Annotated in this window: 11 protein-coding genes and 1 other RNA gene; 8 read left to right on the top strand and 4 right to left on the bottom strand. The window is 33.7% G+C overall.

Annotation, left to right across the window (positions count from 1 at the left end; translation table 11 throughout):
* Nucleotides 1-31: 31 nt before the first annotated feature.
* Nucleotides 32-1,081: a glutaminyl-peptide cyclotransferase gene (locus BLP44_RS11270; RefSeq protein WP_091133007.1), complete on the bottom strand. Its 1,050-nt coding sequence runs from the start codon at nucleotides 1,079-1,081 to the stop codon at nucleotides 32-34.
* Nucleotides 1,082-1,169: 88 nt separating this feature from the next.
* On the opposite strand from BLP44_RS11270, the gene ffs reads away from it, so the two are divergent.
* The 5 genes from ffs (at nucleotide 1,170) to BLP44_RS11245 (ending at nucleotide 3,937) form a co-directional block, all read left to right on the top strand.
* An RNA gene (gene ffs / locus BLP44_RS11265) (signal recognition particle sRNA small type) lies at nucleotides 1,170-1,267 on the top strand.
* Between the two features lie 174 nt (nucleotides 1,268-1,441).
* The gene (locus tag BLP44_RS11260; protein ID WP_091133004.1) at nucleotides 1,442-2,245 is read left to right on the top strand and encodes an SDR family oxidoreductase; all 804 of its coding nucleotides are present in this window, start codon (nucleotides 1,442-1,444) and stop codon (nucleotides 2,243-2,245) included.
* Nucleotides 2,246-2,249: 4 nt separating this feature from the next.
* On the top strand, nucleotides 2,250-2,441 hold the full coding sequence (locus BLP44_RS11255; RefSeq protein ID WP_091133002.1) for a hypothetical protein: 192 nt from the start codon (nucleotides 2,250-2,252) through the stop codon (nucleotides 2,439-2,441).
* Nucleotides 2,442-2,691: 250 nt separating this feature from the next.
* Nucleotides 2,692-3,348, top strand: coding sequence for a fructose-6-phosphate aldolase (gene fsa, locus BLP44_RS11250; protein ID WP_066034088.1), 657 nt, complete (start codon nucleotides 2,692-2,694; stop codon nucleotides 3,346-3,348).
* Nucleotides 3,349-3,439: 91 nt separating this feature from the next.
* Entirely contained in the window at nucleotides 3,440-3,937 is a 498-nt protein-coding gene (locus tag BLP44_RS11245; protein WP_091132998.1) for a hypothetical protein, read from the top strand.
* Nucleotides 3,938-4,061: 124 nt separating this feature from the next.
* On the opposite strand, the gene BLP44_RS11240 is transcribed toward BLP44_RS11245, so the two are convergent.
* The 3 genes from BLP44_RS11240 to BLP44_RS11230 form a co-directional block, all read right to left on the bottom strand.
* On the bottom strand, nucleotides 4,062-5,531 hold the full coding sequence (locus BLP44_RS11240; protein ID WP_091132995.1) for an MFS transporter: 1,470 nt from the start codon (nucleotides 5,529-5,531) through the stop codon (nucleotides 4,062-4,064).
* A gap of 175 nt (nucleotides 5,532-5,706) precedes the next feature.
* Nucleotides 5,707-6,408, bottom strand: coding sequence for a LytR/AlgR family response regulator transcription factor (locus BLP44_RS11235; RefSeq protein ID WP_008468851.1), 702 nt, complete (start codon nucleotides 6,406-6,408; stop codon nucleotides 5,707-5,709).
* On the bottom strand, nucleotides 6,398-7,450 hold the full coding sequence (locus BLP44_RS11230) for a sensor histidine kinase (protein WP_008468852.1): 1,053 nt from the start codon (nucleotides 7,448-7,450) through the stop codon (nucleotides 6,398-6,400). The genes BLP44_RS11235 and BLP44_RS11230 overlap by 11 nt, the downstream gene beginning before the upstream one ends.
* Before the next feature lie 277 nt (nucleotides 7,451-7,727).
* On the opposite strand from BLP44_RS11230, the gene BLP44_RS11225 reads away from it, so the two are divergent.
* The 3 genes from BLP44_RS11225 (at nucleotide 7,728) to nagB (ending at nucleotide 14,388) form a co-directional block, all read left to right on the top strand.
* Complete coding sequence (locus BLP44_RS11225; RefSeq protein ID WP_091132992.1) at nucleotides 7,728-10,766, top strand: SusC/RagA family TonB-linked outer membrane protein; 3,039 nt, start codon at nucleotides 7,728-7,730, stop codon at nucleotides 10,764-10,766.
* Between the two features lie 10 nt (nucleotides 10,767-10,776).
* Nucleotides 10,777-12,345, top strand: a complete 1,569-nt coding sequence (locus BLP44_RS11220; RefSeq protein WP_091132988.1) for a RagB/SusD family nutrient uptake outer membrane protein — start codon at nucleotides 10,777-10,779, stop codon at nucleotides 12,343-12,345.
* A gap of 105 nt (nucleotides 12,346-12,450) precedes the next feature.
* Nucleotides 12,451-14,388 carry a glucosamine-6-phosphate deaminase gene (gene nagB / locus BLP44_RS11215; RefSeq protein WP_091132985.1) on the top strand — a complete coding sequence of 646 codons (1,938 nt, stop codon included), beginning with the start codon at nucleotides 12,451-12,453 and terminating at the stop codon, nucleotides 14,386-14,388.
* The last annotated feature ends 79 nt before the right edge of the window (nucleotides 14,389-14,467 follow it).

Genomic DNA, 14,467 nt, shown 5'->3' with positions numbered 1-14,467 from the left:
TGAAATTCGTAAATTGTTTTTTCTCTAAAGATTATTCAGAAACTGTTATTTCAAATATTTTATCCCAATATTTACCAGTAACAAAAATGGTTTTAGTAGTAGGGTTGTAGGCTATACCGTTTAGAACCTCAGCATTTTTGCTTTTTACAAATTTACGTAGTCCAGATAAATTGATAATTCCTTCAACTGCACCAGATTTTGGGTCTACAACAGCAATGGCGTCTTTTTGCCAAACATTAGCATAAAATTTTCCATTGATCAATTCTAGTTCATTTAATGCTTTAATTTTTGAACTGCCAGAATAAACATTAATGTAATCAATTAGTTTTTGATTAGAAGGATCCATTTTCCAGATTTTCTCTGTTCCATCAGAATGATAAATGTATTGGTCATCATGTGTCATTCCCCAACCTTCAATATCTTTATCGTATTTGAATGTTTTTTCTAGTTTGAAAGTTTTAGCATCATAAATAAACCCGGTTTTTTCCTGCCATGAAAGCTGATATAATTTCCCATTGAAGAAAGTAATTCCTTCTCCAAAATATTCTTTCGGAAGATCAACTTGTTTGATTACTTTTCCGTTTTTATAATCTACCTCTCTGAAGTATGAATCTTCTTTTTGTCCTGTACTTTCAAAAAGTCTTCCGTCATGAAATTCTAAACCTTCAGTAAAAGCTGTTGTATCATGTGGAAAAGTGTTTACAATTTTATAGTTTAATAATTTAGGTTCGATGTCAGATACAACTTCAATTCTTTTAGTTGCATCAGAAGAATCTCCACCAAAATATACAGAAGCTTTTAGATATTGGTAGCCTAATTTTTGATCTTTTAATTCAAATTTAAATTTTTCGGCACCTTTTGTACCTCCAACTCTTTTATCGTTTATAAAGTAAGCAATGCTGTCGATTTCTTTCGAATTTGGGTTTAAAACTCCGATTGAAAGCGATTCTTTTTGTGTAAAATGGGCTGGAAAAGCAGAATCATCGATAGTAAATAAAGAATTTTCACCTTTATTTTTTTCTTTACATCCAATTAATGTGATTCCTAATAAAATGACAGCTAGGAAGTTATATTTTTTCATAGTTTAAAATTTCAATATGCCAATATACGACGTTATTTTTATAGCAACAAAGGTCTTGCAAAAATATAAAAAGGTTGTATATTTGCACCGGCAAGTCCTACACGACCAGCTCCTGCAGACTCCCCCAGGATGGGAACATAGCAAGGGTACGTGGTTGAGCGGTGCGATGTAGGTCGCTTGCCATTTTTTTTAGAATTTAATTAGTTTATAATCTTCCTTTATGGAGGATTTTTTTATTTTTACCCAATCTTAAGTTAGACGTTATTTGGTTAAAAGTAAAGATTGAACATATTATATAGCGTTCAAAATAATACCATCTCCAAAAATCATAACTCATAATCCATAATTTATAACTAAAAAATGAGCAAAGTCGTTTTAATTACCGGAGGATCATCAGGAATTGGAAAATCTATTGGTGAATTTTTACATCAGAAAGGTTTCGTTGTTTACGGAACGAGCAGAAATCCTGAGAAAGTTCTAAATTCTATTTTTCCTTTGGTTGCATTAGATGTTCGAAATTCTGATTCTATTAAAAATGCTGTAAACCGAATTATTGAAACCTCAGGAAGATTAGACATTGTAATCAATAATGCTGGAGTTGGAATTACTGGGCCATTAGAAGAAATTCCTACGGAAGAAATTCGAAATAATTTTGAAACGAACTTTTTCGGACCGATTGAAGTTATGAAAGCTGCGCTTCCGCAGATGCGTAAACAGAATTCGGGACTTATAATAAATATTACTTCAATTGCTGGTTACATGGGACTTCCGTACAGAAGCATTTATTCGGCTTCAAAAGGAGCTTTAGAGTTGATTACTGAAGCCTTGAGAATGGAAGTGAAGTCTTTTGGAATTGAAATTACCAACGTTGCTCCTGGAGATTTTGCTACAAATATTGCAGCAGGACGTTATCATGCACCAGTTATAAAAGATTCGGCTTACGAAAAGGTTTATGGAGAAGTTCTGGCAACTATGAATGATCATGTTGATGCGGGAAGTAATCCAAATGAAATGGCAGAAGCGGTCTACAAAATCATTCAAACCAAAAAACCGAATGTACACTATAAAGTTGGTGCATTTATGCAAAAGTTTTCAATCGTTTTAAAACGTGCACTTCCAGATAAAGTTTACGAGAAAATGCTAATGAATCATTATAAATTATAGAATTATGGAAAAGATTGCAGAGTATTTACCAGCTGTTTTTAGCGTTTTAGTTTTACTGATTATTTGGTTTGTAATTCGTAGGATATTAGGAGCAGTAAGCGATAAAATAAATAATTCTGAAAATTATAAAGAAGATACTTTAAGAGTTCTGGAAGAAATTAGGGACGAATTGAAAGAATTAAACAGAAATAAATAATTTACTCTTTGTAATTATTTTGTGAATTTTGATAGAATTTACAAATTGATCTCGTTTTTGAAATTGTTATTGGTATTGATTTCGTAATTTTGCACCTGCGTTTGCGTGAGGGATAGGAGCAGTCCGCGGCGGAGCAGCAGATTATCCCGACCAGATTTGAGAAAGGCTCTTATAAACGTTCTGATGAGTGCGCCTTTTGCAAATATGGTCACGCCCAGAATAATTCAACACAATTTAAATAATATAAATTATGAAATTTTTTATTGACACAGCTAATTTAGCTCAAATTAAAGAAGCACAGGCTTTAGGTGTTTTGGATGGTGTGACGACTAATCCGTCATTAATGGCAAAAGAAGGAATCACTGGAAAAAACAATATCCTTAAGCATTATGTTGACATTTGCAACCTTGTTGATGGTGATGTAAGTGCTGAAGTTAACGCCCTTGACTTTGAAGGTATGGTTAAGGAAGGCGAGGAGCTAGCTGAATTGCATGAGCAAATCGTTGTAAAACTTCCTATGACTAAGGAAGGTGTTATGGCAGCTAAATATTTTTCTGATAAAGGAATTAAAACTAACGTAACTCTTGTTTTCTCTGTAGGACAAGCTATTTTGGCAGCAAAAGCTGGAGCAACTTATGTTTCTCCGTTTGTTGGTCGTTTAGATGATATTTCTACTGACGGATTGAATTTGATTCAAGAAATTAGAGAGGTTTATGATAACTATGGTTATGAAACTCAAATTTTAGCAGCTTCTGTGCGTCACACAATGCATATTGTAAACTGTGCAAAAATTGGTGCTGATGTGATGACTGGACCTCTTTCTGCAATTTACGGTTTATTGAAACACCCATTGACAGATATCGGTTTAGCTCAGTTCGTAGCTGATTTTGAAAAAGGAAACAAATAATCCTTAGATATTTACAAAATTAAAATCGTCTTTTTTCTAACGAGAAAAGGCGATTTTTTTTACTTTTATGTTGAATCTTAAATAGTTAAATATGAAAGTTATCTTATTTATGTTGTCTTTTTTTGCAGCGAGTTTTTCAATAAACGCCCAAGCCGCTAAAGTTATTACTTCGGTAAATGAGGCTGGAGATGTTGCTACTTATGAGTTGGATTGCTCTGTAAAATTTCAAACACTTGCAAAAGGTCTTCGTTATAATATTACGAGACATGAGTTTAAAGGTCCGGAATTGAAAAACTCTTATCGTCTTTTATTGGTAATGGATGGGTTTTATTCGAAAACATTAAATAGTGAAATGACAATCTCAGCAGTTTTAAGCGATGGCACAAAAATAGAAGCTAGAAAAACGATAGAAGATGATGGTTTTTTTGATGGAGCTTGCACCTTAAAAATAAAAGATCCGAAAGCGCTTTTAAATGCCGATATTGATAAGATAATCGTTCATGCAGACAAAGATGTCGTTTATCCTTTATCGGCTCAGAATAAAGCTATTTTTAAGAAGAATTTGAGTAATATCATTAATGCGAAGTAAAAGAGGCTAAGTTTCTGAGATGCTGAGATTCTAAGTTTTTTCTTTTTTTGAAATAAAAAAAATCCAAATTCCGATTAGTAAAATTGGAATTTGGATTTTTTATATATTGGATTTTTTTTAATTCTTAGTGTCCTCCGCCAGCACTTTCGATGTGGCTGATTCCTTGTTTTTTCAAGATTTTAGGGCAATAGAAACCATAGAATCCTAAATAAGCAAAACCGATAAGCGGTACGATGTATGAGAAATGTGTATATGTGATTCCAAAAATTCCATTTGGATTTGTAGCATCTAAATCACAGATGCTTCCTTGTAATAATGGAATTACTCCACCACCAAGAATCATCATAATTAAGAAAGAAGATGCTTTTCCTGTGTTTTTCCCTAATCCTGCAATCGCTAAATCGAAGATTGAAGGCCACATGATAGATAAGAACAATCCTCCAGAAATAAAGAAGAATTTAGTAATTTCTGGGTCTGGCCAAGCCAATCCTAAAACCATCATCGTTAATCCCGAAATTCCGAAAAGCATTAATGTTTTTCCAGCGTTTTTACCACCAACAAAACTTACAGCAATAAATAGTAAAATCCAGATTGGGTAGATGTAGAATGAAGAAACATCGTGAGCAGCAAAGATATTTGCTCCGATAATTACTCCAAATGCAGCAGCAGGCACAATAAATTTAAGAGCCGTATTTACCAAGTTAGAAGTGTTGAAAACATTTACTCCACCATTCCAACGGCCGATCATTAAACTACCCCAGTAAAGCGCAATAAATGGTGCAACGGCATCTTCTAGGACGTTTCCGAATTCGTGTGTGTGCAATAAAGCAGGCAAGTTACTGATGATAGTTACCTCAGTTCCAACATAAATAAAAATTCCTAACATCCCCAAGTATAATTGCGGATAGTCAAGAATGTTAAAACTGCTGTGTTTGTCTTTGATGATTGCTTCTTCCTCTTTTATAGGATCTTCAATTTTAGAAAAGTTCATAAATACCGCAACAGCAATAAATGCAAGACCTAAAATGATGAATGGCAATTTAATATCTTCTAATGAAAGCGCTGTTTTTTTGTTGTCTCCCATTCCGAATAAAGCGATACCTAACAAGATAGCTCCGATTGTTGTTCCAAAAGAGTTGATTCCTCCTGCAAGCGTTAAACGGTGCGCTCCAGTTTCTGGACTTCCCATTTTAATGGCTAAAGGATTTGCTACAATCTGCTGAATTGAAAATCCTAATCCTACTGTAAATAAAGCTGTTAAGAAGAAAGGGAAACTTTGAATTGTAGCCGCTGGGACGAATAAAAACGAACCTACAGCTGATAAAACTAATCCTGCTGACAGGGTTCTTTTGTACCCGTATTTTTGTAAAACGTCTACTTTTAAAGAAACGATAAAGAATATGATTGATCCAACAAAATAAGCAGCATAGAAAGCCCAAGCTACTAATTGAGATTGTACTTGCGATAACGTAAATACTTTTTTGAATACTGGAATCAGGATGTCATTGGCTGAACCAACAAAACCCCAAAAGAAGAAGACGATTATCAAAGAGATAAATTGCCCCCATTTGGTTTGCACATTTTCTGAACTCATAATAATAAGGTTAATTTTTTATTTTATTGTTTTTTGAAGACCGTAAATATATTTGTTAGGATTATCAAAAAAAAATAAAAAGGTATAAATAATGTTAAATTTAAACCAACGACTGTGTTTTTTCAACAAAGTGTTAATTTTAACCGACTTAGAAAATGTAATTCGTAATTATATTTTATTCCAATATCTTGTTTTTAACCTCTTTACTGTAGTTTCTGCCTATCGGAATGTTGTAAGATTGAATTTGAACGCGGTTTCCTTCTATAGATTTTACCTTATTTAGAGCAATTACATAAGATTTATGTATTCTAAGGAAGCGATCTTGAGGTAATTCTTCTGAGAGCGATGTAAGAGATTTATGTGTAATATAAGTTTTGTCTGGCGTGACAACTTTTATATATTCTTTCATTCCTTCAACAAATAGAATTTCTTCAATATTAATCTTCATCATTTTTTTATCGACTTTGATAAAAATATGAGAATCGCCTTTTGCGGTTTCGACCTTAATATTGTTTTTTAGATTGTATTCGGTGGTTATTTTATTGATGCATTTTATAAATCTTGGCAGCGGAATGGGCTTGACCAAATAATCTAGAACATCCAAATCATAACTTTCGGCAGCAAATTCTCTAAAAGCAGTGGTAATGATAACTTTAGTTTTATTTTCGATGAGGCTGATAAGTTCAAAACCAGTCATCATGGGCATGTTAATATCTAAAAAGACGGCATCGACAGTAGTGCTATTAATAAAATCGAGCGCTTCCAGAGAGTTAGTGAATGTTGCTATAACTTCAAAGTCTGTAAAATTGGTAAAATAATTTTCCAGGACTTTAATAGCTAAAGGCTCATCATCAATTAACACGCATTTAATCTTCATTCTGAGTAGGTATTTGTAATCGGATTATGTAGAAATTTAGTTTAGTGCTATGCTTCAGGCTAAAATTGTTTTTGTAAATCAGTTTCAGTCTCTTTTTTGTATTAACTAAACCAATTCCTCTTTTTGGATTATGATTTTGTGAAAGTACAAAATTATTTAAGATTTCAAAATCGAGCGTTTTGTTTTCGATGACTCTGCAATTGATTTTTATTTTTAAGTTTTTGTTGTTTAGACCGCCATGCTTGAATGCATTTTCTACCAATGAAATAAAAATTAGAGGAGGTACAACTACGTCATCTATGTTTGATTCTAAATTTATGGTCACTTCAACATTTTCAAAGCGAAGCTTTTCAATTTCGATATAATTCTGGATATAATCGATTTCCTTTATTAACGGAACGAATTTAGTTCCCTTTACATCATATAAAACATATTCCATCAAATTGGAAAGTTTTATGATTACATCTGGAACTTTTTTGGATGATTCTAATGATAGTGCGTATAAGTTGTTTAATGTATTAAAGAAAAAATGTGGCTGAATTTGATTTTCGAGGTATTTAAGTTTAATCTTAAATTGGTTTTCTCTTAGCGATCTGTTTCTCTCTCTTTCTCGTAACCATGTCAGTGTCAGATAAACTGATGATGCCATTGCTAGTACATACAACTCTCCAATGCAAACGGCAACGATATGATTAATTTCAAAAGGATGATATTCTCGATTTGCTTCTGGCCAGATGTTTTCAGATATAATGTAGTAAGTAAGCGCAGTTTTAGCCAAATAAATTCCAAATAGACTCAGAAGCAATAAAAATGTATACATAATATATTTTTGCTTCAATACATACTTCGGAACCAAAACAAATAAATTCAGATATACTAAAGGAATTACCAGAGAAAATTCGATTAAGTTTGATTTGAAAGCATAAGGATAATCATTAAAGTAAGCGCCCCATCTTAAAAAGTTTAAAGTAAAGTATACTCCCCAAAACCAGATATGATTTTGCAGTTTAATATCAAATTTAACTTTTCGAATTTCTTTCAACTGGCTTTAAGTTCTTTACGGTTTTTTGGTTTTTCTTAACAATATTGAAATATTGTGCAACTTTAAACAATTAACTGCAAAAAGCCAATTTTTTTGAATAAAATTTCGCAAAAAAAGGATATTGGTGTTTAATTTTTGTATTAGAACGTTTTCGTAAAGCGTATTATTGAATGATTTATGTCGTTCGTTTAAATTTTATTGCTGTTGGTTTAATTTATTTTTTTTAACAATGCCTTAAGAATAATTTTACTTCATAACTAACAAAATAAAAATAAACATGAAAAAAATTTTCTTAATCTTTATGATTGTTTTTACGGCGCAAGTTTCGCTTGCACAAGTAAAAAGTGTCAAAGGTGTGATTACAGATTCTGACGGTATGCCATTACCTGGAGCTTCTGTTGCTGTACAAGGAGGTCAAAAGGGGACAACTACCGATTTTGACGGATTGTATACTATTGAAGTTCAAAAAGGTCAGAGCTTAGTATTTACTTATGTTGGACTAGAAACTCAGACGATAGTTGTAGGAGATGCTGCTACAATTAATGTGAAGTTGGTTCAAGGAGCTTCAAATGCATTAAATGAAGTTGTTGTAACTTCTTTAGGTATAAAGAAAACAAGAAAATCTTTGGCTTATGCTGCTCAAGAGCTTAAGGGAGAAGAGTTAACTCGTGTTAAAGATGCCAACTTAATTAATACTGTGGCTGGTAAAATTGCTGGAGTTGCGGTAACACGAAGTTCATCTGGAGCGGGAGGAACTACAAAAGTTACTATTCGTGGTAATTCATCTTTTGTAAATAATCAGCCTTTATATGTTATTGATGGTATTCCGTTATATAATGGTGGGGCAGGGCAGCCAAATGGAACTTTTGGTGATTTGAATGGAGGTAATAAAGATGGAGGAGATGTAGTTTCATTAATAAATCCAGACGATTATGAAGGTATGACAGTTCTTAAAGGTGCTGCGGCTTCTGTATTATATGGTTCTCAAGGAGCAAATGGAGTTATTTTATTGTCTTCTAAAAAAGCAAAAGCTGGAGCTGAATCATTTAATGTGAATTCAGTTACAACATTTGAAACAGCAGCTTACCTTCCAGAATTTCAGTCTGATTATACTTCTAATCCAGGTGATCCAAGATCTTGGGGACCAAAACAAAAGGTGGAAGGAGATAAAGAGATTAAAGACTTTTTTGAAGTAGGAAATACTCAAATTACCTCTATGACTTTTACGAAAGCTACAGATGGAGCTTCAACTGCTTTAAGTTATGCAAATACAAATGGTTCTGGAATTATTCCTGGAAATCACATAAAGAAAAATAACTTTGGAATTCGTCAGACAAGTAAATTTTTTAATGATAAATTAAGTGTTGCTGTAACAGCAAATTATGTTACTCAAACAATTAACAACAGACCAACTAACGGTTTATATTTTAACCCAATCGCTGGAGTTTATAGCCATCCAAGAGCATTTACTTTAAATGATTTGAAAACATATGAAGTTTTTGATCCGGTAAAAAATATGATGCAGCAAAACTATCCAGGATTTGCAACAGTAAATGAAAGTAATGAAAATCCATACTGGCAGATTAACAGACAAAAATCTGTTGATAAAAATAATTTCTTTACAGGAGCAATCGCTTTAGATTATAAAATTGCTGAGTGGTTTCATTTAACTTCAAGATATAGTTATAACAGAAATGAAAGTAATTTTCAAAAAGGGATGTATGGAAGTTCTGCAACTTCATTGGTACACCCAACGGGAAGATATATCAATTCAAATCTTATTGGAACACAAAACTATGCTGACTTAATTGCTTTGTTTAATACAAAAATTAACGACAACTTTAGTTTTAATGGTACTTTAGGTACAAGTATAAATCACTCAAGAACTACTGGATTGACTATTGATTCAGGAATCGGTGGCGGACTTGTTTATGATAACATCTTTACACTAGGAAACTTCGTTAACAATAATGGAAATGTTCAGACAGGATCGGAAAGAGAAGTACAGTCTGTATTTGCAGCAGCAACTTTTGGATATAAAGATTATTTGTTCTTGGATGTAGCAGGAAGAAATGACTGGTCTTCTACATTAGCAAATACTCAAGATCCGGGTTATTTTTACCCAGCTGTTGGTGCCACTGCAATTCTTAGTGAAATGACAACGATGCCAGAGTTTGTTAATTATGGTAAAGTTCGTGCCACTTTTGCTCAAGTGGGTAATGATATCGCATCGACTATTACAAGCCCAACATCTAGCATCGTAGCTGGAAATATAGTGAACCCTACAGTGGGACCAAGAAGAGGAACTAGCTTGAAAAATGAGTTAAAATCTGAATTAGAACTTGGTACAGAATGGAGATTTTTTAATAACAGGTTAGGTTTTGAATTATCTTACTATACTTCAGAAACAAAAAATCAATTTCTTCAGGTTCCGGCGGAGTCAACAAACCCTGATGGATTTACTTTTTACGGTATTAATGCTGGTAGTATTTCGAATAAAGGTTTTGAGGTTGTTTTATTTGCTGACATTGTTAGAGGTGAAAAATTCAATTGGGATACAAGAATTAACTTTTCTCAAAACAGAAGTAGGGTAAATGACATTCCTTCAGAATCAACAGGCGGAAGAATCGTGCTTACAGATCCAGGATCTAACTCTTACAGATATTCATTAATCGAAGGAAGACCATTTGGTGTAATTGAAGGTTTCGATTTTAAAAGAGATGCACAAGGCAGAATCTTAGTTAATGATGACAATACATTGCAAAGAACAGATTGGAAAGAAATTGGAAATGCAAATCCTGATTTTATGTTAGGATGGTCTAACACTTTCAAACTAGGTGCTTTTACAGCAAACATTTTATTAGACGGCCGCTTTGGTGGAGAAGTGCTTAGTTTAACACAAGCAATTAATGATTTCAATGGAGTTTCTAAAGCTACAGGAGATGCAAGAAATGCGGGAACTGTTAATATTAATGGTGTTAAAGCAAGTGATGGTACTGCTGTAACTTCAATGGATCCATATGAATACTACAGTAATGTTGCAGGGAGAAATGGAGTGAGTAGCCAATATATTTACGATGCTACCAATGTTAGTGTAAGAGAGGTTTCAATTGGATATACATTCAATAAAACGAAATTACCAGTTTTTCAAACGGCTACAGTTTCTTTAATTGCCAGAAATTTATTCTTTATTTATAAAGATGCTCCATTCGATCCAAATGTGGCACTAAGTACAGGTGAAGGTTTACAAGGTGTTGATGTGTTTGGGATGCCGTCAACAAGAAGTATCGGTATTAATTTAAACTTAACATTCTAATCTTACAATCATGACATTAAATATAATAAAAAGAACAGCGATATGCTTGTCTCTTCTGGCAGCTTTTAGTTGTACAGATAATTTTGACGAGATGAATCAAAATCCTGTAGGAGCAACTACACCAGATTTGGAACAAAATTTTAATAATATTAAAAGTTTGATAAAACCTGCATTTACTAGACTTTACATATCAGATGTAACTTGGCAATATCAATTGCAGCAAAGTTTACAGGCAGATGGATGGTCAGGGTATATGACTACTCCAAATGAGTTTGGTGGAATAAACAATCATAACTACAATTTAAATCAAAACTGGAATGGTTACGCTTGGGATGATGCTTATGTAAATATCATCGCTAATTTGTTTAAGATTGAACAAAGAGCAAAAGGAAAATATGACCAGTTTTATTCATGGTCACTCATAATCAAAGTGGCAACTATGCAACGTATTACAGATATGTATGGACCAGCCGTATATTCTAAGTTTGGGGGAGATGGATTGGCGACTTATGATTCTCAGGAACAAATTTATACTCAAATGTTTAAAGATTTAGATTTCGCAGTAACCGATTTGACAGCGAGAGTTGCTGATGGTGAGGTTTCTAAATTTACTGAAACGGATCAATCTAATTATGGCGGAAGCTATTCGCAGTGGGTTAAATATGCAAACTCTTTACGTTTAAGATTAGCTATGCGTATTTCTAAAGTGAATCCATCACTGGCAAAAACAGAAGCAGAAAAAGCGGTAAATCACTCAATAGGAGTATTTAAATTGAATGCAGATGTGTTAAAGATTAAATCACCACTAGATTTAAATGTTATAGATGTGATGAGTCATGCTTGGGTTGGATTATTTATGGGGGCTGATATGGAATCTATTTTAGGCGGATATCAAGATCCTAGAATGGCTAAATATTGGGAGCCATCTGTACAAGTTGCTGGCGAATATAAAGGAGTTAGAACAGGTATTGTTTATCCAACACCTTCAACATATGCTAATTTTTCGCAAACAGGAGCTCGTACAAAAACTGGAGAAGTTACGTGGATGTCAACAGCTGAAGTTTACTTCTTAAGAGCTGAAGGAGCATTAAGAGGATGGAACATGGATGGTGTAGCAAAAGATTTATATGAAGCGGGCATTAGAGCATCTTTTGAACAAAATGGTGTAGAGGGTGCAGCTGCATACATAGCTGATAATGTAAAAGTTGCTAAGGATTATGTTGATCCAATTAATCCAGTAAATAATTCTCCGGCAGTTTCTAAAGTTACAGTGGCTTGGGGAGCAACAAATGAAATTAACTTAGAAAAAATTATCACTCAAAAATGGATTGCTACATATCCTGACGGACAAGAAGCTTGGTCTGAATTCAGAAGAACAGGTTATCCAAAATTATTTAGAATCACAAATAATAAAAGTGGTGGAGTTATAAGTACTGCATTAGGAGTAAGAAGATTACCTTTCCCATTATCTGAAGCAACAAACAATCCTAAAGGAGTAGAATCTGGAGTTGCGGTTCTTGGTGGACCAGACAATGGAGCTACAAGACTTTGGTGGGATGTTGATAAAGCAAACTTCTAAAAAAAAAGAATATTAAGTTTGGTTAGTAGTATGGTATAGATGGTGAAAGCTGTCTATACCATATCTTAAGACCAAAAGGGTAATTTACTACAAAAAAAGAAAAAAATGAAAAGTGCTTTAGAAATAAAACCTGATATCAGTTATAAAAGCGCTGGGAAATTTGAAGAAACTCGTTTTGAAAAAATTCATAACGAGATTTTCAAAAGTTCTATTGAAGCTTCTGTAATTGTAGCACAGGAAATTGCGCAGCTTATTAGATCTAAGCAGGAAAAAAATAAATCTTGTGTTTTAGGTTTGGCAACAGGTTCTTCTCCGATCAAAGTTTATGAGGAACTAGTGAGAATGCACAAAGAAGAAGGACTTAGTTTTAGCAATGTAATCACTTTTAATCTGGATGAATATTATCCGATGACTAAAGAGAATAATCAGAGCTATCATTATTTCATGCATGAGCACCTTTTTAATCATATTGATATTAAACCTGAAAATATTAATATTCCTGATGGTACAGTAGCAATTGATGAAATTAATCAATACTGTATCGATTATGAAATGAATATTAAAAACGCTGGCGGTCTTGATTTTCAGTTATTAGGAATTGGACGTACAGGACACGTTGGATTTAATGAGCCTGGTTCGCATATTAATTCAGGAACAAGAATTATCACTTTGGATCATATTACAAGAGTTGATGCATCATCAGCTTTTAATGGTATTGATAATGTGCCGAAACGTGCCATTACAATGGGGGTTTCAACCATCATGAGATCAAAACGCATTGTTTTGATGGCTTGGGGACAAAATAAAGCGGACATTATTAAAAGAACTGTTCAAGGAGATATTAGTTCAGAAGTTCCGGCTACATTTTTGCAAAATCATCCAAATGCAACTTTTGTTTTAGACCAGTCTGCCGCTTCAGAATTAACTCGTTTTAAAACGCCTTGGTTAGTTGGCGAATGTCTTTGGACACCTGAATTGAAAAGTAAAGCGATTGTTTGGCTTTGTCAAAAAACAAAACAGTCTATCTTAAAATTGACAGATCGTGATTACAACAATAACGGAATGTCCGACCTATTGGCTCAGGAAGGTTCTGCTTATGATATGAACATTAACATGTTTAATATTTTGCAGCACACGATTACCGGTTGGCCAGGAGGAAAACCAAACACAGATGATTCATTTCGTCCAGAAAGAGCAAATCCGGCAAAAAAGAGAGTGATACTTTTTAGTCCGCACCCTGATGACGATGTGATTTCTATGGGAGGAACATTTTCGAAATTAATCAAGCAAGGACACGATGTTCATGTGGTGTACCAAACTTCGGGAAATATTGCGGTTTCAGATGATGAAGCGTTAAAATTTGCAGAAGTTGCCAGTGATTTTATCGGAGAAGGTCAAGCAGATATCAATTTCAAATCGGTTATCGAGTTTTTAAATAATAAATCCGAAAATCAGATTGATTCTTTAGAAGTAAGAAAACTAAAAGGATTAATTAGAAGAAGAGAGTCTTACGGAGCAACAAGATACATCGGACTGAAAGATGAGAATACCCACTTTTTAGATCTTCCTTTTTATGAAACAGGACAAGTTAAGAAGAATCCGTTAGGACCAGAAGATATTGCAATTGTAAAAGATATCATTGCGAGGATAAAACCACATCAGGTTTTTGCTGCTGGAGATCTTGCAGATCCTCACGGAACTCATGAGGTTTGTTTAAATGCCATTTTTGCCGCGTTAAAAGAACTTAAATCAGAACCATACATGGATGATTGCTGGTTGTGGCTTTATAGAGGCGCTTGGCACGAATGGGATATTCATGAAATAGATATGGCCGTTCCGTTAAGTCCATCAGAAGTCTTATTGAAACGTCATGCCATTTTACACCACCAGTCTCAAAAGGACAGGGTAATGTTTCAAGGCAATGACTCTCGTGAATTCTGGGTTAGGGCAGAAGATCGAAACAAAAACACAGCCATATTATACGATGAGTTAGGTTTGGCTGAGTATGAAGCGATTGAAGCCTTTAAACGTTTTGACTACTAAATTTTTTCCGATTCATTTTATAATGAATCAAATAGCAAAATTCAGATTGATCTCATTGCGAAAGTGAGGTAAAAGCTGG

The organism is Flavobacterium anhuiense (assembly GCF_900101855.1).
Lineage (GTDB): Bacteria > Bacteroidota > Bacteroidia > Flavobacteriales > Flavobacteriaceae > Flavobacterium > Flavobacterium anhuiense.
The sequence above is the reverse complement of the archived record's forward strand: the minus strand, read 5'-3'. Positions and strand labels throughout refer to the sequence as shown.